The organism is Paraflavitalea speifideaquila (assembly GCF_032395985.1).
Taxonomy (GTDB): Bacteria; Bacteroidota; Bacteroidia; order Chitinophagales; family Chitinophagaceae; genus Paraflavitalea; species Paraflavitalea speifideaquila.
Window position 1 is genome coordinate 4,303,890 of sequence record NZ_CP135920.1, and the last position, 17,338, is coordinate 4,321,227.

The window sequence follows — 17,338 nt, forward strand, 5'->3', positions numbered from 1 at the left end:
CAGCTAACACCCAAAAATAAACAACAGCACCATGAAAAAATCACTTTGCCAGCAAATTATCAAACCGTAATGCCTTACCTGATCGTGGACAATGCCGCCTTATTTGATCAATTCATGAAAAATGTTTTTGAAGCAAAGGAATTGAGGAAGGTAATACGGGATGATGCCCCGGGTATTATGCATGCAGAAGTGCAGATTGGCGATAGTACCATCATGTTTGGTGATAGTACTCCCCAATGGCCTGTCGTTACTGCCGGACTATACATTAATGTGGCCGATGCAGATGCTACCTATCAAAAGCCCTGTCGGAAGGCGCTACCTCCATTATGGCCCCGGTTGACCAGTCCTATGGCAGAACCAGTGGGGTGAATGATCCTTTTGGCAATGTGTGGTGGATCACCACGCCTAAATAACGTCATAGGGCCAGGCCATACCTACCCGAAAAAGCCTTTTACCCCGTAGCGGGTCATGCAAATGCCGGAATTTTTCCGGCATTTGCATTGTTGGCTAGAAATGGGTAAGGGTTATTTCGTAAATCCGTCACCCATTTATTATTTTTGCAATTATAATTAACAGATATGTCGTTTTTAAAGATAAGGTAGTTGTCGTTACTGGTGGTACCGAAGGGATAGGAAAGGCGCTTGTTAATGCTTTTATTGATGCCGGGGCTAAGGTGGCCACCTGCGCCCGGAATTATGACAAACTCTACACGCTTCAGTTACAACATAGCAGCGTGATGCTGCATACGATGACCTGCGACCTTAGCAAGGAGCAGGACTGCCGGCGTTTTATTGAATCCACCATCAAAACCTTTGGCGGTATCGATATTCTCATTAATAATGCCGGTGTAAGCATGCGGGCACTATTCCGCGATACCGATGTGGAGGTGATTAAAAAAGTGATGGACATTAATTTTTATGGATCAGTCCACTGTACCAAATATGCCCTCAATTCCATTATAGAACGTCAGGGAACCATTGCAGGTGTTTCCTCCATTGCTGGTTATAGAGGCCTGCCAGGCCGCAGCGGTTACTCAGCCTCAAAATTTGCCCTGCAAGGATGGATGGAAGCCTTGCGTACCGAATTGCTGCAAACAGGTGTAAATGTAATGTGGGTATGCCCCGGGTTTACAGCCTCCAATATACGCAATGCTGCCCTCAACAAAGACGGCAACCCACAAGGCGAATCACCCATGGACGAAGGCTCACTCATGACTGCTGATGAAGTGGCCAGTCATATCGTAAAAGCCATTGAACTGAGGAAACGCACCCTCGTACTTACTTTTACCGGTAAGAGAACGGTGTTCATGAACCGTTTCTTCCCTTCCTGGACCGATAAGCTGGTACATAAGTTCTTCTTCAAAAATGGAGAACTCGTTAAATAGAATGGCATTATTAACCCTGACATCAGATATAGGACAACAGGACTACCTGGTAGGGGCATTAAAAGGCCAGCTATTACAGATCAATCCTGCTTTTACACTCATTGATATTTCCCATACCCTCTCCCCTTTCAACTATCCCCAGGCTGCCTATGTTTGCCGTAATGCCATTAACAATTTCCCTCCCTTTACCTTTCACCTCCTGCTTGTAAACCTCTTTGAAAAAAGCCAGAGCAATTGTTGTTGGCCTACCACCAGGAACAATATATTCTTTGTGCCGACAATGGCCTGCTAACTATGATCCTGGAAGGCAAGCCCGAAATGGTGATCGGACTGCCCCTCGACAAAACCGCCAATAAGAACACCCTGTATTGCGCGCGGATCATGGGCAATGCGGTCCAGGCCTTACAGGCAGGTACCAGCCTCCTCGATATAGGTACGCCTGATGTACATTTTACCGAAACCAACCACCTGCGCCCCCTATTAAATGAGAATTGGATTGAAGGCCAGATCATATTTATTGACAATTTTGAGAATATAGTAGTCAATATTACCCATGCCCAGTTTGAGGAGCAGCGCAAAGGCAGGAGCTTTAAGATCGTTTTCAAACGCAATGAGGTAATAGCTGCCATCAGCGAAACCTATGCTGATGTTCCCGAGGGCGAAAAATTGGCCCTTTTCAATGCTGCCGGATACCTCGAAATTGCCATTAATAAGGGCAATGCCGCCGGCCTCTTTGGCCTCCAGGGATTTACCGAAAAATCCCAGAACATGCAAAACCGCCTGTTTTATCAAACTGTGCGAATCTATTTTGGGTAATTGACTTGCACCAACTGCCTAAAATGAAGGCTGTTCTACGTAACTTTTCGTCTTTTCTTTTCCTGTTTTCCCCACCTTCTGCTATAATCGAACGTAATTAGCCCTAATCGGGCCTGTGGCAACTGTAAAGACATGATTAAAAGCTCTTATGTGTGGCCTGAAATCCTGGAATATAAAGATTGGAAACCCGTAACACGAAACCCGAAACTCTATATATTTGCCAAGTTTAATAAAATCAATACAATATGAATTTTAGCCGTGTCAATAACATTGTAGGTTGGCTGGTTTGTTTGATTGCTTGTACTGTTTACGTTCTCACGATGGAAGCTACCGGCAGTTTTTGGGACTGCGGCGAGTTTGTATCCAGTGCCTACAAGTTACAGATACCCCACCCCCTGGAGCCCCCTTGTACGTATTACTTGGCCGTTTCTTCATTGTTCTTTTTGGCGATGATCCCTCCAATGCAGCCAGGGGTGTAAACTTTATGAATGCTATTGCCAGCGGCTTCACTATATTATTCCTTTTCTGGACCATTACCCACTTTGCCCGTAAGCTGATGCAAAAGGCGCCGAACTTACTGGCGAACAAACTTTTGCCGTAATGGCTGCTGGTGTGGTGGGCGCCCTGGCCTATACCTTCTCCGATTCATTCTGGTACAGCGCCGTTGAAGGTGAGGTATATGCCCTCTCCTCCTTATTTACAGCCATTGTTTTCTGGGCTATCCTGAAATGGGAGCACGAGGTAGATAAGGAAAGTCAGACCGACGGCCATAAGTTTTCCCGCGCCGACCGCTGGATCATCTTCATTTTCTTCATGATGGGCTTGTCTATCGGTGTTCACTTGTTGAACCTGTTGACCATTCCCGCCATTGTAATGGTATATTATTTCAAACGCTATAAGGTTACTGCCTGGGGCACTTTCTTTGCCTTCATGCTCGGTTGCGTGATCACCGGCCTGGTACAAGTGGTCATCATACAATGGTCTATCAAGGGCGCCGGCGCATTTGATATCCTGTTTGTGAATGATTTTGGCCTGCCCTTCTTCAGTGGTTTTGCCACCTATTTTATCTTACTGGCAGCCTTGCTGATCATTGGCCTTCGTTTTGGCGAAACACAGATCAAAAAATTTACTCTTTTCCCTGTATGGCTCTCTGCCATTATCTTATTATTCTGTTTCCCTTTATCAAATCCCCAGGCTCCTTTGTGATCCTCTTGCTTGGTTTGGGTGGTTTGATCGCACTTTGTTACTTCTATAAATCAGGTGTTTCTTCTTTCCTGAAGATCGGCATCTGGTCGGCCATATTTGTTATCCTGGGCTATTCTACTTATTTCACTACGTTGGTACGTTCTTCAGCCAACCCATCTGTGGATATGTACAATGTAGACAACCCTGTGAGCCTTGTAGGGTACCTAAGCCGCGAACAATATGGCGATTGGCCCATTCTCTACGGCCCTTATTTCTCTGATAAGCCCTCCCAAGAGAATTTTGTCATTACAGGCGACCGCTACGTGAAAGGAAAAGACAAGTATGAAGTAGCAGGTAAAAATGGCGGTATTGATTATGGTAGCATGCCTACCGCTCACTTATTCCCCGCGCCTGGGACCCCAACAACGAAAGGCAACAAGAGCAGGTATACCGCAATTTTGGCGGCCTTGAACAGGATGAAGAACCTACCAGGGCTTCTGAAATACGTTATTTCTTCAATTACCAATTCCGTTGGATGTACTGGCGCTACTTTATGTGGAACTTTGCCGGTAAACAAAACGACCTCAAGGCTTCGGTAATCGCCGCGATGGCAACTGGAATAGTGGTATCAGTCCTGTAGATAAATTCTTTGGCCACAGTACCCCGGATGTATTACCGGAAACAGCCGGCTCAAAGAATAAAGCCAATAATAAGCTCTTCTTCCTGCCCCTGATACTGGGAGTGATCGGTCTCATTTACCAGTACCGCAACCGCAGGGACTGGCTGGTTACCTCCGCCTTGTTCTTCTTTACCGGTTTTGCCATTGTTATTTACCTCAACCAGGCAGGCTATCAGCCTCGTGAGCGAGACTACGCTTACGTGGGTTCTTTCTATGCTTTTGCTATCTGGATTGGTATTGGTGTATTGTGGGTAAGGGAATTGCTGAGTAAATACCTTAAGGGTGCCATGGCCGGTTATGCTGCTTTTGGTATTACCTTACTGGCCGTGCCTGTTTTAATGGCAACACAGGAATGGGATGACCATGACCGTAGCCAAAAGTTGTTGGCCCGCGACCTGGGTTCCGATTACCTGGAAAGTTGTGAGAAGAATGCCATCTTGATCTCATTTGGCGATAATGATACCTATCCCCTTTGGTATACCCAGGAAGTAGAAGGTGTACGCAAAGACCTGCGGGTAGTAAACTATAGCTTATTGGGCACTGATTGGTACATCAACCAATTGCGCTATAAAGTAAACGAAAGCGAACCTGCTGATGTAATCTTAACACCTGAGCAGATACAAGGTGGTCGGCGCGACAGGATCTATTACTATCCTCTGCCTGGCTACAACCAAACTGATTATTACGATCTATACAAAGTGTTTAAAGATGTAATAGCCAGTGAAGACCCGGCTAAAATGGCCCCCATGGAAGGTGATGAAGAGCGTCCAAGCGTATTCCCAGTGAAGAAATTCAGTATTCCTGTAGATGTAGAAGCCGTGAGAAAGACCCTGAAACTGAATCCAGGCGATACTATCGTAAGCGAACTGAAATTGGATATTAACCGCAATTCTATTGATAAGAACGACCTGGCTGTACTGGCCCTGATTGCCGCCAATAACTGGAAAAGACCTATCTATTTCACTTCTACACAGGAGTTGGAAAACCTGGGTCTGGAAAAGTACACCCGTATGGAAGGTTTGTCTTACAGGCTCGTACCCATCGAAAATGCCAACAATATTGCTACCGACGTGATGTTTAAAGTGGTGATGGAGAAGTTTAAGTATGGTGGCGCCAACAGAGGTGGTGTATATTATGATGAAGAAAACCGTCGTCATATCAACAGCATCCGTCAGGCTCATGCCCTCCTGGGGTTAAACCTGGCTAACCTGAACCTGAAAGATTCAGCCAAAAAGTACTGCAACGTTATGACAACAATGTATTGGAAAGTAATGTGCCTTATGGCATGACCTCCAACCGTGGTAATTTCCATAACCGTGTATCCATGTCATTCCTGCTGGCAGCTTATGAGGCTGGCGATATGACTTTGGCTGCTAAAGTCAACACTTCCATGAAGCGCGACCTGGAGCAGCAAATGCGTTATTACCGCACCCTGGGTGATGATATGAGCAACGAACAGTTGGCCATGCAGGCTATGGCTTATCTCAATAACAGGGGGCATAGCCTGGCAGGTTCACAGGAAGTATTTGCCCAGGATATCTATTCCTCTTTCCAGATGCTGATGCAACTGGGTGAATGGGAAAAACAATTCAAAGGAGGTGCTAAACCTGCCGGCAATACCGATAATCCCAATTCGGATATCTCTACACAGGATTCTCAAGGCGCGGCACCTAAGGATACTACCAAAAAATAAACAGGTTCATCCTGCTATATAAGAAACCCGTCCCGGCTTTTGTCGGGACGGGTTTCTTAGTGCCATTATCTACAGCGTCAGTACTTACCTGCGCAAAAGTTTGCTCATTTAAATTAGCCTATTACTCCATGGCGAACAATAAAAAAATGATACATTGTTATCGGTCATTCTTAATAATCGCGTAACGTAGGTAATATAGCTTGCATTAGTAAATGCCCCGCATGAACGATCTGAAAGCCTATAGCGAACAGTAATGGCAGCTGGTTCAGCAGCGCCATCAGGGGCTTTTGATGCATTGTATTACCGGTTTGCACCCTCCTTATTACAAACTGCCTTTCAGAAAACCAATGACCGCCACCTGGCCGATGACCTGGTGCAAGATCTGTTCATCTGGGTGTGGCTGGTAAGCGCGTTTTTCCAGCAGGAATTTTTCAAACTTGAAAGTGGTGCCGGTTTTAGTGATCTCCATTCCATAAGCATCTGTAGAAGCTGGTAATCCGCCTATGCGCCACCTTCTAATGTCCCAGAATCGTTGGCCTTCAAATGCCAGCTCAATCCTGCGTTCATGGCGTATCCGCTCGCGCCCCTGCAATTGGATATCGACAACCATTATTGGTTTCTACAGCCGAAGCATGCTCCCACCTTTTGACCTCTTCCCCATTCCACAGGGTGAAAGAGACAAGCAGCGAGCTCTGCAACAGAATCCCGGCTATAACTAAAGCTGTCATTTTCGCCCTGTACTTATTCAACTGAATAATGACCTGTTGACCAGTAAGTTATTCATATTCGTACCCTGCTAAAGGCATCCATAGATCGCATCATGGATGCTTTTTTTATTACCTCTCTGTTAGCCATTGGTTAACGACCTCCCTTTTCGTCAAAATAAGCGGCATAATACTTTCATACATGATTTTTTTTTATTAAATTAGGTTAGCCTAACCCACCCTGTGAGCCTCATACAATCTCCAATTTCTTAGGAATCTAGTCCACTATCCCCGACTATTTCAATTCTTCACCTTTCAAAACTAATGTTATGAGTAAGCTTGCTTGCCTCCTTGCCGTACTATTCTCCTGCATTTATTCTCACGCTCAAATTGGTGCTCTCAACCCCGCATTTGGTACTGGTGGTGTAGCTATTACCCCCATCGGGGCTGGTCAGGATTTTGGAAGAAATCTCGTGTTACAACCCGACGGAAAATTAGTCGTCGTGGGTAATAGCTTTAATGGAACCGATCTTGATTTTGCTGTCGTCCGGTACAATACAAACGGTACCCTGGATAATAGCTTTGGTACCGGAGGCAAAGTAACAACCAATATTACTCCGGGTGATGACGATGCATTTGGCGTAGCACTGCAAGCCGATGGAAAAATAGTGGTAGTGGGCACAGTAGGAATTACAAATAGCCAGGATTTTGGTGTAGTGCGTTACAATATCAACGGCTCCCTTGATCCAACCTTTGATGGCGATGGTATCGTAACTACCGATATTACTGGTACACTGTCTGACGATCATGGTTCCTATGTAGTGATCCAACCCGATACAAAGATCGTGGTGGGTGGATACCGGAATTCAGGCAGCAATGGCGATTTTGCATTGGTGCGATACCTTACCAATGGGGCCCCTGATCCCGCTTTTGGTGGAGGGGATGGTATCGTAACTACTGACCTGAATGGAGGTACCGAAGATTTTATTTCCGGGTTATTATTACAGCCTGATGGTAAACTGGTAGCAACGGGTTCCAGTGGTGCAGGCGGCCAGGTGTATGACTTTGCTGCTGTACGCTACATGACCGATGGCACACTGGATAATGGATTTGGTGGTGGAACAGGAATTGTAACCATTTCTATTGGTGGCAATGACCATTGTTATGCCTCTGCATTGCAGGCCGATGGTAAGATCCTCCTGGGTGGATGGGCAGATTTGGCTGGTCAGGATGATTTTGCTGCCATTCGATTAAATACCAATGGTACTCCTGATGTTACTTTTAACAGCGATGGTATCGTGACTACCAATATCGGCCCCGGTATTACCAACGACCAGGCAATTGGCGCTGCTATACAGAATGATGGCAAGATCCTGTTGGCTGGCAATAGCGACAATGGCGATTTTACCCTCGTTCGTTACCTGACCAATGGAGACCTGGATCTAACCTTTAATAGCGATGGCATTGCCACAGCCGACCTGGCTTTTGGTCAAAACGATAATGCCCGTAAAGTAAGGCTAAGTGCCCAAACCATCTATGTTGTCGGATGGATATCCCAAGGCGGTAATCAGGATGTTGCTCTGGCTGCTTTTCAAAACGATGCTTCTGCCCTGCCCCTGCTGTTAACGCAGTTTTCGGCCCAAAAACGTAATGATGAAGTGCTATTGCAATGGAAAACCACCGATGAGCAAAATGTGGCTCAGTTTGTGATAGAGCGTAGTGAAGATGGAAAAACTATGTTTCCATAGGAACACTGCCGCCGCTTAATACCCCTGCACTCAATAAGTCTTATTCCTTTACCGATGCCCACCCCGCATCCGTCACCAATTACTACCGGTTGCTTATAAAGGATGCAGATGGTAAAAAACAATACAGCAAAATACTCATCATCAAACTCAATTACCTCAATACAAAGCTGCAGGTGTTCCCGAATCCTGTTCACAGCCTGTTACAAGTACAACTACCGGCCGGTATGAAAGGAAACCTAGCCTTACAGATAATTGACGCTTCAGGAAAACATGTGAGAACAATGAATGTAGAATCGGCTGGTTATGTCCTCATTACCTCTTTCAATGTAAGTGGGCTCAAACAGGGTATGTATTTACTGCGCGTTAAATCAGGCAACACCCGGCTAACAACAAGTTTCCTGAAAGAGTGACCGTTTCTTATGTTTCTCGCTGCCCTGTAGCCTCCCTACCTTATCCTCGAACGCCAACAATTTCACTTAACAATTTGTTATTGAAATTGATAGGGATTGTTATACCCATAGTCGGCAATAATCCTTAAATTGAGAGAACCCTTTATATAGTATAAAACATAATTTGTGATAGGTCATTATTTTACAAAATTTGATCCCAATAGCGAAGGAAAGAGCCGGTTTGACCAGTTGCTGGATGTGCTGATGCAGTTATTGGCTTATACCAATGGCGATATTAATGAAGCCCTCAACTGGATGAGCCAGTTGGACAAGGAATACGAACTCACAGACAATGAGTACGGTATGGGCGATTTTATAGAAGATCTGCGCGAGAAGGGATATATACAGGAAAACCCGGTGAACGGGCAAATATCCATTACTTCCAGGACCGAGCAGGGCATTCGGAAGAAGTCACTGGAAGAGATTTTTGGTAAGCTCAAAAGACCAAACAGGGCCAGCACCATACCTTTAAACCAGGCCAGGGCGATGAGATCAGTCCCGATACAAGGCCCTACCAGTTTGAGATACCCTGGAACAGATAGACTTTACCACCTCCATCCTCAATGCACAGATCAACCATGGTATTGAGAGTTTTAGTATGCAGGAAGATGATCTTTCTATCCGGGAAACCGATTTCAAAGCACAGACCTCTACCGTGCTTATGATCGACATTTCCCATTCCATGATCCTGTATGGGGAGGACCGCATTACACCAGCAAAAAGGTGGCTATGGCCCTCAGCGAGCTTATTACCACTAAGTATCCCAAGGATACCCTCGACATTGTGGTATTTGGCAATGATGCCTGGCCAGTGGAGATCAAAGACCTGCCCTACCTGCAGGTAGGCCCTTACCATACCAATACAGTAGCAGGCTTGAAATGGCCATGGACTTATTGCGCCGGCGCAAGAATCCCAATAAGCAGATCTTTATGATCACTGATGGGAAACCTACCTGCCTCAAAATAGGTAAGCGATATTATAAGAACAGTTTTGGCTTGGACAGGAAGATTACCAACCGCTGCCTGAACCTGGCAGCTCAATGCAAAAGCTTAAAATACCCATTACCACATTCATGATTGCCACAGACCCTTATTTACAAAGGTTTGTACAGGAGTTTACAGAAACGAATAATGGTAAGGCTTTCTTCGCCTCCTTAGACAAACTGGGCGCCTTTATATTTAAGGATTTTGAAAGTGGCCGGAGAAAAACTGTTTATTAACCAAACCCTCCTGATGAATGGTTTTATTGGTATTATGTTGGCAATTATACTGGTGACAGCTTGCGGGGATGACTCACTCAGTGTTAAAACCCAAAAGCTGTTCTTGCCCAAAGACGAAAAAGAGCTCCCTGATTCCATCGTTTATTCCGACAGCGTGTTAACGCTTATATTAGCTCCGCGCGACAATGTGTTTTATTATAAAGGCCCTCTGAATGATCGGGCTGTAGTAAGAAGGGTTGATTATAAAGGCCTTCGGACTGTATTGTTGGATGTTAAAAACAAGTTGGGAGATGCAATGCTGGTTTTGATAAAACCTCATCCCAATGCTACTTATAAAAACACTGTGGATGCTTTGGATGAAATGACAGTAAATGACATAAAGAAATATGCACTGATCGACTTAACAGAAAATGAAAAAAAGGGTTATTCTGCATGAACCTGGCATTCAGAATAGTGAGGATACTGCTGAACCTGTAGTGAACATATCACCCCGGACTATAGCACCTTCCTCCTCCCGTATTCGGAGGAAGGGGATCATCATCACTATTCAAGACAAAACTTTAAGCTGGCAGATAGACAATCTAATTAAAGTTGCTGACCCCGAGGAGATCAAGCCTGCAACAAAAGAAAATATTAAGAAAGTAATAGCTGATTGTCAGAATAGCCTGGGTGGAACCAAGGTTAGTATGAATTTCATCATCAGGGCGCCAAAGGATACACGTTATCCGGTTTTTAAAACGCTGATAGACGCTATGAAAGAGCTGGATTTATACAATTTCAGCATGGAGGATATCCCCGATAATTAAATAACATAACTGAACAAATAATAATGACTAAAAGATTAGCAGCAACCTTAGGAGAACTAAAGAAAAGTGGTTATAAACCTTTGTCGGTGAAGGAAGAGATCCGTAAAAACCTGATCTGTTCCTTGCAAAAGAAGGAAAATACTTTCAATGGTATTGTGGGTTATGAAGAAACCGTGATCCCCGATGTAGAAAGAGCCCTTCTTTCCAAACACAATATCCTTTTCCTGGGCTTGCGTGGGCAAGCTAAAACCAGGATGGCCCGGCAAATGGTAGAACTATTGGACGAATACATTCCCGTCGTTTATGGCAGCGAGATCAATGACGATCCCTTGTTGCCAGTTTCCCGTTATGCAAAAGACCTGATTGAGGAAAAGGGCGACGAAACCCCGATTACCTGGCTGCATCGAAGCGAGCGATATGGAGAGAAATTGGCCACTCCCGATGTAAGTGTGGCCGATCTGATTGGAGATATCGATCCCATTAAAGCGGCCAACCTCAAACTCCATTTTGCTGATGAAAGAGTGATCCATTATGGTATCATCCCCCGCAGTAACCGTGGCATCTTCGTGATCAATGAAATTCCCGACCTGCAAGCCCGCATACAAGTAGCCTTGTTCAATATACTGGAGGAAGGCGACGTACAGATTCGGGGTTTCAAGCTCCGTATGCCCCTGGATATCCTGTTCGTATTTACAGCCAATCCTGAAGATTACACCAACCGGGGCTCCATTGTAACCCCTTTAAAGGACCGCATTGAAAGCCAGATATTAACACACTATCCGAAAAATATTGAAACAGCACTGAGCATTACCGAACAAGAGGCCGATGTGCCGGCAGAACAAAAGAAAAGGTGCGCATCAGCGACCTCATAAAAAGGCTCATCGAGCAAATACCTTTTGAAGCACGCAGTAGTGAGCTGGTAGATAAGAAGAGCGGTGTATCAGCCCGGTTAAGCATATCCGCATTTGAAAATGCTGTCAGTGCTGCTGAAAGAAGAGTCATCATTAACCAGGAAAAAGATACCCAGGTCTGGATCAGTGATATGATTGGTGTTATCCCTTCCATTACCGGTAAGATCGAATTGGTGTATGAAGGTGAACAGGAAGGCCCTTACCAGGTAGCTATGAACCTGCTGGACAAAGCCATCCGCACCCAGTTTGTTCATTACTTTCCCAATCCCGAATCCCTAAAGAAGAAACGTAACCAACAACAGCCTGATGAAAACCCCTACCGTTCCATACAGGCCTGGTTCGATAAAGGCAATTCCCTGAACATCCTGTTCAATACCACCGATGCCGAAAAGATCCAGCAATTGTATCGTGTAGATGGCCTGCATGCCCTGGTAAAGAAGTTCTTCAAACAGGCCAATGAAAAAGAAGCCGCCTTATTAATGGAATTTGTACTTCATGGATTGGCCTCCTTCTCCTTGATCAGTAAAAAGATCGTGGAAAATAAGGTGGAGTTCAAAGACCTTATGGGTTCCATGCTCAACCTGGGTAATGCCAGCTCATTTTCCGATGAAGAGTTAGGGGAAGAAGATTTTAATTAATTGCCTGAACCGGGGATTTGATGGATTATTTAGTATGTAGTTTACTTTATTACCGTATAGTATCATGCAAAAAGGCAGCCTGATCAAGCTGCCTTTTTACTATATGCCCTGTTTATTCCTTGCGTGCTATTTCCTCTTCATCCTCAAAGTCCAATGAATCATGGTTCAGACAATATTCACTTCACGTTCCAGTGTTACACCAAATTTTGCTTTCACACTTTGCACAATATCTTCACTGAGGTCGTATATCTCTTTTCCCGTAGCATGCCCATAGTTCACCAATACCAGGGCCTGCTTTACATGACAGCCCGCATCCCCCTACGTACTCCTTTCCAGCCACATTGTTCAATGAGCCATCCTGCCGCCAATTTAGTAGACCCATCTGCATTGCCGTAACCAACAATTCCTGGAAAGGCTACTTGCAATTCTTTAAAGAAGGAGGTCTCTATAGATGGGTTTTTGAAAAAGCTACCCGTATTCCCAATCTCTTGCGGATCGGGCAATTTTGAACGACGTATATTGATCACAGCCTGTGAAATAGCTTGAATGCTTAGTTGCGATACTCCCATACGCTCTAGTTCTTGCTCAATAGCGCCGTAGGTAGTATTGAAACGGGGATTTTTACAGAGGCGGTAAGTTACGTTGAGTATTACAAACTGGTTGCGGTACCGATGTTTGAATACACTTTCCCGGTAGCCAAATCCACAATCATTCAGGCTGAACAATTGTACCTTTTATCGTGCAGGTGAAAGGCTTCCAACTCCTGGAACACATCTTTGATCTCCACGCCGTAAGCTCCGATATTTTGCATGGGACTGGCACCCACGTTGCCAGGTATGAGCGATAGGTTTTCTACGCCAGCCAGATTCCTTTCCAGGCAATACATGACAAAGCCTTGCCAATTCTCCCCTGCCCCTGCTTTTACATATACATAATCGTCATCTTCTGCTACTACTTCAATACCCTTTACCTCATTCTTCAATACCCACCCGTCATAATCTTTCGTAAAAGGATATTGCTGCCTCCACCCAATACCAATGGCTGATTGTTTGCTGCCCCTCCTTCCAATAATTGAATCAATCCATCAGCATCCGAAAAAGACGCAAATGTCCTGGCCTTAACATCAATACCCATTGTATTGAAAGCGAGTAAGGAATAATTATTGAGAATAATCATAAAATAGTAAAAAGTAAAGTACGGAAATTTCGTGCATCCCCTACATCGTATCTACATCCACAATCACCACTACTTTCTTAAACCGCTGGTGTTGGTGCATGATCGCAATTTGTTCTTGTATTTGTTGTTTGCAGCGTTGAATGATCCGGGCTTCCCTCGGTAATTTAATCAGCAACTCCATCAGATATTGGTTGCGTACCCGGTTTACAACGGGTTCTGCCGGCCCCACCAGGTAATTCCCAAATTCAGTTTTCAGTGATGCTGCAATACTATTCGCTGCTGCTTCTGCCGCATCTTTGACATAGTGTTTAAATGTAAGCAGGATACAACGCGAGAATGGTGGATAAGCAAATTGTTTCCGGCCTTCCATCTCATACAGGTAAAAAGAATGGTAGTCATGCTGTTGTACATATCCCAACACCGGATGACGTGTATTGGATACCTGTATCATTACATGCCCCTGCTCGTCTTTGCGGCCTGCCCGGCCGCTTACCTGTTCCATTAATTGAAACGCCCGTTCATTGACCCTGAAATCGGCAAAGCTCAAAAGACTGTCCGCATCAAGAATCCCTACCAGTTCTACATGTTCAAAGTCCAGCCCTTTCACAACCATTTGCGTTCCTACCAGCATATCCAGCTTTTGTTGTTCAAACTGCTGAATGAGGTTGTCGTGCGCTGTTTTCCCTTTTACACTGTCTACATCCATACGCGCGATCCGGTATTTGGGGAACATTTCCTCCAATTGTTCCTCTATCTTTCCGTACCAAAATTGCGGGTGAGGAACCGGTCACTCCCGCAGGCCATACAAGTATACACCGGCGGGTAGATTGTACCACAATAATGACAATGCAGCTTATTCGTATTCTTGTGAAAGGTGAGCGAAACATCGCAATATTTACATTGCGGTATCCAACCACAAGCCTGACATATTTGGTAAGGTGAATAACCACGGCGATTTTGGAATAGGATCACCTGTTTATTCCTTTGCAATGAATGGTCTATAGCTGCCCGTAGTTCGGGCGAAATAATCACTTTATCCCTATCGGGGCGCAGTATTTTTTTGTATCAATGATATTGATCACCGGCAGTTGCACCCCACCAAACCGCTCTTGTAGCGTTACCAACCCATACTTGTTGGTTTTTGCATTGTAATAACTCTCTATCGAGGGCGTGGCGCTGCCCAATAATACTTGCGCATTAAAAAGTGAGGCATAATATACTCCTCCGTCCCTTGCATGATAGCGTGGTGAGGGGTCCTGTTGCTTATACGAGGTATCATGCTCCTCGTCTGCTACGATCAAACCAAGGTCACTAAAAGGCAGGAATAACGAGCTGCGGGCGCCCAATACGATCTTCAACTCCCCGTTTTTACTTTATTCCATATTTCTAGCCGCTCGTTTTGGTTGAATTTACTATGGTAGATACCTATATACCCACCAAAATGCCTTTGCAGGCGGCGGATGATCTGCGAAGTAAGGGCTATTTCCGGCAACAGGTAAAGCACCTGTTTTCCCTTGCGTACATATTCCTCAATAAGCTTAATGTATACCTGTGTTTTACCACTGGAGGTCACACCATGCAACAGGCAAACAGGTTTTTCCGTCAGCGAGGTCAGCGTTTGTTCCAGCGCTGTTTGCTGCGCCGGTGTAAGCGTGAAATCAATATTGATATTCCGGGGCAGGTACATCAACCGGTCTACCTGCCTTTTCTCCAGGAAAAGAATATTCTTATCTACCAGTCCCTTTAATTGTGCATCCGATGCATTGCTTTTTTGAGCAGTTGCGCCTTGCTTACCTCTCCTTCCGTCTTCATAAGGTGCAGATAACTCAATAACAACTCCAACTGCTTTTCTGCCCTCTGTAGTTTTTTGTCTTCATTCAGCAATCTGGCCAGTTCATCCTCATTGTCATAGATCGGATTCAACAATACAAAACTCTCTTTTTTTTGGGCGTATACGTTTCTTTCAAGGCCTCCCATACAAAACAAACCTTTTATCAATGAGCCTTTTAATAACAGGATATACATGCGAACTATCCAGCAATTGCTGTACTTCCCAATTTTCAATTCTTTTTCAACAACAGCGCCTCTCCCACCAGGTATTCGTCATGGTCCAATTGATCAAAATTGTCTCCATACTCCTCATTAAACACCAGTTGCGTTTCACTGCTTAGCTTAAAATGCGAGGGCAATGCCGCAGCCATCACCTCTCCTTCGCTGCACATATAGTATCCCGCAATCCATTCCCAGAGTTTTAGTTGTTCAGGATATACGATCGGCTCTGCATCCAGTATATTAAGGATATCCTTGGCCTCAAAAACTCCGGTTTTTCATTGTGCAGCCTTTTTACAACCCCCGCATACCGTTTCGTTTGTTTGAGCCCTACTTCCACCCGTACCCCCACCTTTACCTGTTCCAGCAAATGGGCAGGTACCGCCCAGGTATAGTTCTTGGGCAAAGCCAGCGGTATGATTATTTCTGCAAACAAATCAAAAAAATTAAGGCGCAAGATACGCTATTACCATCACCCTATTTCCCCTCGTACCTTCCATCAATCCAATCAGCTTTGTATTCCAACAGCCTTTTTCCATGATGCTATATACCTGTTGTTTCAGCGCAGGCAGGTCTTTACTGGTTAACCCTTCTACCGGAATAGGCGCCAGGAATACCGACCTCGACCGACCGGGGTTAAGTGAGAATATACTTGTATAGTGCATCCGGGTATACGCATCCAGGAACAGGACCGGCTTGATGGGCGTTTGCGTTTCAATCGCAATACGGAAGGCCCCATCAAAAAAATCCTTTACGGGTTGGTACGTTTCATTGAACGTGCCTTCCGGGAATATAAAAATAGAGATACCCTTTTGATGACCGATTTCAACACCCGCACACTACGCGCCCGGTTTTCCGCACTACTCCTGTCAACCGTTACCACCGCATTTTTATAAATAAGGCCAAAAACGGGCATCTTCGACATCTCTATCTTTCCCAATACACGCACAGGTTGCCGCAGGGTAGTCACAATGACCGGGGCATCAAGATACGAGATATGGTTTGCTACAAAAATGTACTGCTGTTTTTATCGTGCGGCACATCATAAATATTGCGATGCCTTATACCAATGAGAAAAACCAGCTGTCTCCCCAAAAACTACAGATTTTATAAATAAAATTGCCTCCTTTGAGTTTGCCAAAAAAAGAAGCTATGATAACAGGAATAACCACCAGCAGCATTATGACAATGAATACCAGGTATGCATAACAACAATACAACCACCGGAATGGGGCAAAAAGATATTTCATGGGGCAGTTTCCTAATTTGAATCGGGGAAAGTAAGCATTAAGTCCGAAAGTCAGAAAGTCCGGAAGTCGGAAACTCAGTAAGCAATTAAGATTTTCTTACCGTCATTCAGACTTTCCGCCTTCACGACCCTATTTGCAATCGCAGCTCCAATCCCTACCCAGGTCAATTACCGTAATAACCACCATTCCCCGGTCGGAGGGGGCAAAGATGATGCGTACCTGCTGACCATCATGCGTACGTCCTTCCAGTGCATATTTGGGATCGGGCCGGGCCGCAGGTTCACTTTTCCGCTCATTGACCGTTCCCTGCTCCAGGATCTCCTGCACCTCCGTTTCATCAATTTGACGGCAGGCCATCCTGCAACGGGCATGTTTGGTATAGATCAGTTTACCCACCCGGCGGTCAAAACCACCCTCCCGGCCAGGGCCATCACTGGGCGGGTTGTTCCGGCGGTTATCCTCCCTGGATCGAGGCACGGCGGTATCTCTCCGGTCAGTTTGCTCTTGCTGTGGTTTCTGGCCTTCCTTTTCGCGTGAGCGATTGTTTTTCAATACGATACCCAGCACAACTACTAAAACCAATAGGACTATTGAAACAGGTCCCTGGGACTTTTTCATAACATAATTTGCT

At 45.2% G+C, this 17,338-nt stretch carries 27 protein-coding genes and 3 pseudogenes; 16 read left to right on the forward strand and 14 right to left on the reverse strand.

The window, feature by feature from the left end; translation table 11 throughout:
* Positions 1-45 precede the first annotated feature (45 nt).
* From RS881_RS29490 to RS881_RS29525, 8 genes and pseudogenes are all read left to right on the forward strand, one after another.
* Positions 46-369: a VOC family protein gene (locus RS881_RS29490; protein ID WP_315814008.1), complete on the forward strand. Its 324-nt coding sequence runs from the start codon at positions 46-48 to the stop codon at positions 367-369.
* A gap of 199 nt (positions 370-568) precedes the next feature.
* Complete coding sequence (locus RS881_RS29495) at positions 569-1,384, forward strand: SDR family oxidoreductase (RefSeq protein WP_315824649.1); 816 nt, start codon at positions 569-571, stop codon at positions 1,382-1,384.
* A gap of 1 nt (position 1,385) precedes the next feature.
* Positions 1,386-1,676, forward strand: coding sequence for an SAM-dependent chlorinase/fluorinase (locus RS881_RS29500; RefSeq protein ID WP_315814009.1), 291 nt, complete (start codon positions 1,386-1,388; stop codon positions 1,674-1,676).
* Positions 1,619-2,200 carry an SAM hydrolase/SAM-dependent halogenase family protein gene (locus tag RS881_RS29505; RefSeq protein WP_315814010.1) on the forward strand — a complete coding sequence of 194 codons (582 nt, stop codon included), beginning with the start codon at positions 1,619-1,621 and terminating at the stop codon, positions 2,198-2,200. The genes RS881_RS29500 and RS881_RS29505 overlap by 58 nt, the downstream gene beginning before the upstream one ends.
* Before the next feature lie 406 nt (positions 2,201-2,606).
* A pseudogene (locus tag RS881_RS29510) lies at positions 2,607-3,406 on the forward strand (protein O-mannosyl-transferase family).
* Positions 3,403-3,984, forward strand: a complete 582-nt coding sequence (locus tag RS881_RS29515) for a hypothetical protein (RefSeq protein ID WP_315814011.1) — start codon at positions 3,403-3,405, stop codon at positions 3,982-3,984. The pseudogene RS881_RS29510 and the gene RS881_RS29515 overlap by 4 nt, the downstream one beginning before the upstream one ends.
* A gap of 142 nt (positions 3,985-4,126) precedes the next feature.
* Positions 4,127-5,353 (forward strand): hypothetical protein, encoded by a 1,227-nt coding sequence (locus RS881_RS29520; protein ID WP_315814012.1) that lies wholly within the window; start codon positions 4,127-4,129, stop codon positions 5,351-5,353.
* Positions 5,326-5,757 carry a hypothetical protein gene (locus RS881_RS29525; protein WP_315814013.1) on the forward strand — a complete coding sequence of 144 codons (432 nt, stop codon included), beginning with the start codon at positions 5,326-5,328 and terminating at the stop codon, positions 5,755-5,757. Before RS881_RS29520 ends, RS881_RS29525 begins: the two co-directional genes overlap by 28 nt.
* A 322-nt stretch (positions 5,758-6,079) precedes the next feature.
* Here the strand turns inward: RS881_RS29525 and RS881_RS29530 are convergent, their stop codons facing one another.
* Positions 6,080-6,367, reverse strand: coding sequence for a RagB/SusD family nutrient uptake outer membrane protein (locus RS881_RS29530; protein ID WP_315814014.1), 288 nt, complete (start codon positions 6,365-6,367; stop codon positions 6,080-6,082).
* Positions 6,368-6,790: 423 nt separating this feature from the next.
* On the opposite strand from RS881_RS29530, the gene RS881_RS29535 reads away from it, so the two are divergent.
* The 8 genes from RS881_RS29535 to RS881_RS29575 all read left to right on the forward strand — a co-directional run bounded on the left by RS881_RS29535 (position 6,791) and on the right by RS881_RS29575 (position 12,232).
* On the forward strand, positions 6,791-8,209 hold the full coding sequence (locus RS881_RS29535) for a delta-60 repeat domain-containing protein (RefSeq protein ID WP_315814015.1): 1,419 nt from the start codon (positions 6,791-6,793) through the stop codon (positions 8,207-8,209).
* Between the two features lie 89 nt (positions 8,210-8,298).
* Positions 8,299-8,619, forward strand: a complete 321-nt coding sequence (locus tag RS881_RS29540) for a T9SS type A sorting domain-containing protein (protein ID WP_315814016.1) — start codon at positions 8,299-8,301, stop codon at positions 8,617-8,619.
* Positions 8,620-9,387: 768 nt separating this feature from the next.
* Positions 9,388-9,591 carry a hypothetical protein gene (locus RS881_RS29550; RefSeq protein WP_315814018.1) on the forward strand — a complete coding sequence of 68 codons (204 nt, stop codon included), beginning with the start codon at positions 9,388-9,390 and terminating at the stop codon, positions 9,589-9,591.
* A 106-nt stretch (positions 9,592-9,697) separates the two neighbouring features.
* Complete coding sequence (locus RS881_RS29555; RefSeq protein ID WP_315814019.1) at positions 9,698-9,877, forward strand: hypothetical protein; 180 nt, start codon at positions 9,698-9,700, stop codon at positions 9,875-9,877.
* A gap of 13 nt (positions 9,878-9,890) precedes the next feature.
* Positions 9,891-10,313, forward strand: a complete 423-nt coding sequence (locus tag RS881_RS29560; RefSeq protein WP_315814020.1) for a hypothetical protein — start codon at positions 9,891-9,893, stop codon at positions 10,311-10,313.
* Positions 10,288-10,683, forward strand: coding sequence for a hypothetical protein (locus RS881_RS29565; RefSeq protein ID WP_315814021.1), 396 nt, complete (start codon positions 10,288-10,290; stop codon positions 10,681-10,683). Before RS881_RS29560 ends, RS881_RS29565 begins: the two co-directional genes overlap by 26 nt.
* 23 nt (positions 10,684-10,706) lie before the next feature.
* Positions 10,707-11,555 (forward strand): sigma 54-interacting transcriptional regulator, encoded by an 849-nt coding sequence (locus RS881_RS29570; protein ID WP_315814022.1) that lies wholly within the window; start codon positions 10,707-10,709, stop codon positions 11,553-11,555.
* On the forward strand, positions 11,534-12,232 hold the full coding sequence (locus RS881_RS29575; RefSeq protein WP_315814023.1) for a hypothetical protein: 699 nt from the start codon (positions 11,534-11,536) through the stop codon (positions 12,230-12,232). The genes RS881_RS29570 and RS881_RS29575 overlap by 22 nt, the downstream gene beginning before the upstream one ends.
* A gap of 165 nt (positions 12,233-12,397) precedes the next feature.
* On the opposite strand, the pseudogene RS881_RS60120 reads toward RS881_RS29575, so the two are convergent.
* The 13 genes and pseudogenes from RS881_RS60120 to RS881_RS29645 all read right to left on the reverse strand — a co-directional run bounded on the left by RS881_RS60120 (position 12,398) and on the right by RS881_RS29645 (position 17,325).
* Positions 12,398-12,801: pseudogene (locus RS881_RS60120) on the reverse strand (hypothetical protein).
* A 143-nt stretch (positions 12,802-12,944) separates the two neighbouring features.
* Positions 12,945-13,214: an FAD-binding protein gene (locus tag RS881_RS29590; RefSeq protein ID WP_315814026.1), complete on the reverse strand. Its 270-nt coding sequence runs from the start codon at positions 13,212-13,214 to the stop codon at positions 12,945-12,947.
* Positions 13,211-13,408, reverse strand: a complete 198-nt coding sequence (locus RS881_RS29595; protein ID WP_315814027.1) for a hypothetical protein — start codon at positions 13,406-13,408, stop codon at positions 13,211-13,213. Before RS881_RS29595 ends, RS881_RS29590 begins: the two co-directional genes overlap by 4 nt.
* Positions 13,409-13,448: 40 nt before the next feature.
* Entirely contained in the window at positions 13,449-14,141 is a 693-nt protein-coding gene (locus RS881_RS29600) for a helicase-related protein (protein WP_315814028.1), read from the reverse strand.
* 17 nt (positions 14,142-14,158) lie between these two features.
* On the reverse strand, positions 14,159-14,440 hold the full coding sequence (locus tag RS881_RS29605; protein ID WP_315814029.1) for a hypothetical protein: 282 nt from the start codon (positions 14,438-14,440) through the stop codon (positions 14,159-14,161).
* Positions 14,437-14,766, reverse strand: coding sequence for a hypothetical protein (locus tag RS881_RS29610; protein WP_315814030.1), 330 nt, complete (start codon positions 14,764-14,766; stop codon positions 14,437-14,439). Before RS881_RS29610 ends, RS881_RS29605 begins: the two co-directional genes overlap by 4 nt.
* Positions 14,763-15,095, reverse strand: coding sequence for a DEAD/DEAH box helicase (locus RS881_RS29615; RefSeq protein WP_315824650.1), 333 nt, complete (start codon positions 15,093-15,095; stop codon positions 14,763-14,765). The genes RS881_RS29610 and RS881_RS29615 overlap by 4 nt, the downstream gene beginning before the upstream one ends.
* 56 nt (positions 15,096-15,151) lie before the next feature.
* Positions 15,152-15,472 carry a hypothetical protein gene (locus tag RS881_RS29620; RefSeq protein WP_315814031.1) on the reverse strand — a complete coding sequence of 107 codons (321 nt, stop codon included), beginning with the start codon at positions 15,470-15,472 and terminating at the stop codon, positions 15,152-15,154.
* Entirely contained in the window at positions 15,469-15,708 is a 240-nt protein-coding gene (locus tag RS881_RS29625) for a primosomal protein N' family DNA-binding protein (protein WP_315824651.1), read from the reverse strand. Before RS881_RS29625 ends, RS881_RS29620 begins: the two co-directional genes overlap by 4 nt.
* On the reverse strand, positions 15,660-15,893 hold the full coding sequence (locus RS881_RS29630) for a primosomal protein N' family DNA-binding protein (RefSeq protein WP_315814032.1): 234 nt from the start codon (positions 15,891-15,893) through the stop codon (positions 15,660-15,662). The genes RS881_RS29625 and RS881_RS29630 overlap by 49 nt, the downstream gene beginning before the upstream one ends.
* Positions 15,894-15,903: 10 nt before the next feature.
* Positions 15,904-16,122: a hypothetical protein gene (locus RS881_RS29635; RefSeq protein WP_315814033.1), complete on the reverse strand. Its 219-nt coding sequence runs from the start codon at positions 16,120-16,122 to the stop codon at positions 15,904-15,906.
* An 81-nt stretch (positions 16,123-16,203) separates the two neighbouring features.
* A pseudogene (locus RS881_RS29640) lies at positions 16,204-16,427 on the reverse strand (lysophospholipid acyltransferase family protein); the annotation flags it as partial.
* Positions 16,428-16,836: 409 nt separating this feature from the next.
* A complete protein-coding gene (locus tag RS881_RS29645) occupies positions 16,837-17,325 on the reverse strand; it encodes a DUF4258 domain-containing protein (protein ID WP_315814035.1) in 489 nt (162 codons plus the stop codon).
* Between the last annotated feature and the right edge of the window lie 13 nt (positions 17,326-17,338).

Bases quoted from the DNA above. Each gene is read 5' to 3' on its own strand.
- RS881_RS29600 (WP_315814028.1), bottom strand. From the start codon at position 14,141: ATGTTCCCCAAATACCGGATCGCGCGTATGGATGTAGACAGTGTAAAA.
- RS881_RS29530 (WP_315814014.1), bottom strand. From the start codon at position 6,367: ATGGTTGTCGATATCCAATTGCAGGGGCGCGAGCGGATACGCCATGAA.
- RS881_RS29500 (WP_315814009.1), top strand. From the start codon at position 1,386: ATGGCATTATTAACCCTGACATCAGATATAGGACAACAGGACTACCTG.
- RS881_RS29570 (WP_315814022.1), top strand. From the start codon at position 10,707: ATGACTAAAAGATTAGCAGCAACCTTAGGAGAACTAAAGAAAAGTGGT.
- RS881_RS29615 (WP_315824650.1), bottom strand. From the start codon at position 15,095: ATGTACCTGCCCCGGAATATCAATATTGATTTCACGCTTACACCGGCG.
- RS881_RS29560 (WP_315814020.1), top strand. From the start codon at position 9,891: ATGAATGGTTTTATTGGTATTATGTTGGCAATTATACTGGTGACAGCT.
- RS881_RS29595 (WP_315814027.1), bottom strand. From the start codon at position 13,408: ATGATTATTCTCAATAATTATTCCTTACTCGCTTTCAATACAATGGGT.
- RS881_RS29635 (WP_315814033.1), bottom strand. From the start codon at position 16,122: ATGCACTATACAAGTATATTCTCACTTAACCCCGGTCGGTCGAGGTCG.
- RS881_RS29645 (WP_315814035.1), bottom strand. From the start codon at position 17,325: ATGAAAAAGTCCCAGGGACCTGTTTCAATAGTCCTATTGGTTTTAGTA.
- RS881_RS29555 (WP_315814019.1), top strand. From the start codon at position 9,698: ATGCAAAAGCTTAAAATACCCATTACCACATTCATGATTGCCACAGAC.
- RS881_RS29535 (WP_315814015.1), top strand. From the start codon at position 6,791: ATGAGTAAGCTTGCTTGCCTCCTTGCCGTACTATTCTCCTGCATTTAT.
- RS881_RS29565 (WP_315814021.1), top strand. From the start codon at position 10,288: ATGAAAAAAAGGGTTATTCTGCATGAACCTGGCATTCAGAATAGTGAG.
- RS881_RS29550 (WP_315814018.1), top strand. From the start codon at position 9,388: ATGGCCCTCAGCGAGCTTATTACCACTAAGTATCCCAAGGATACCCTC.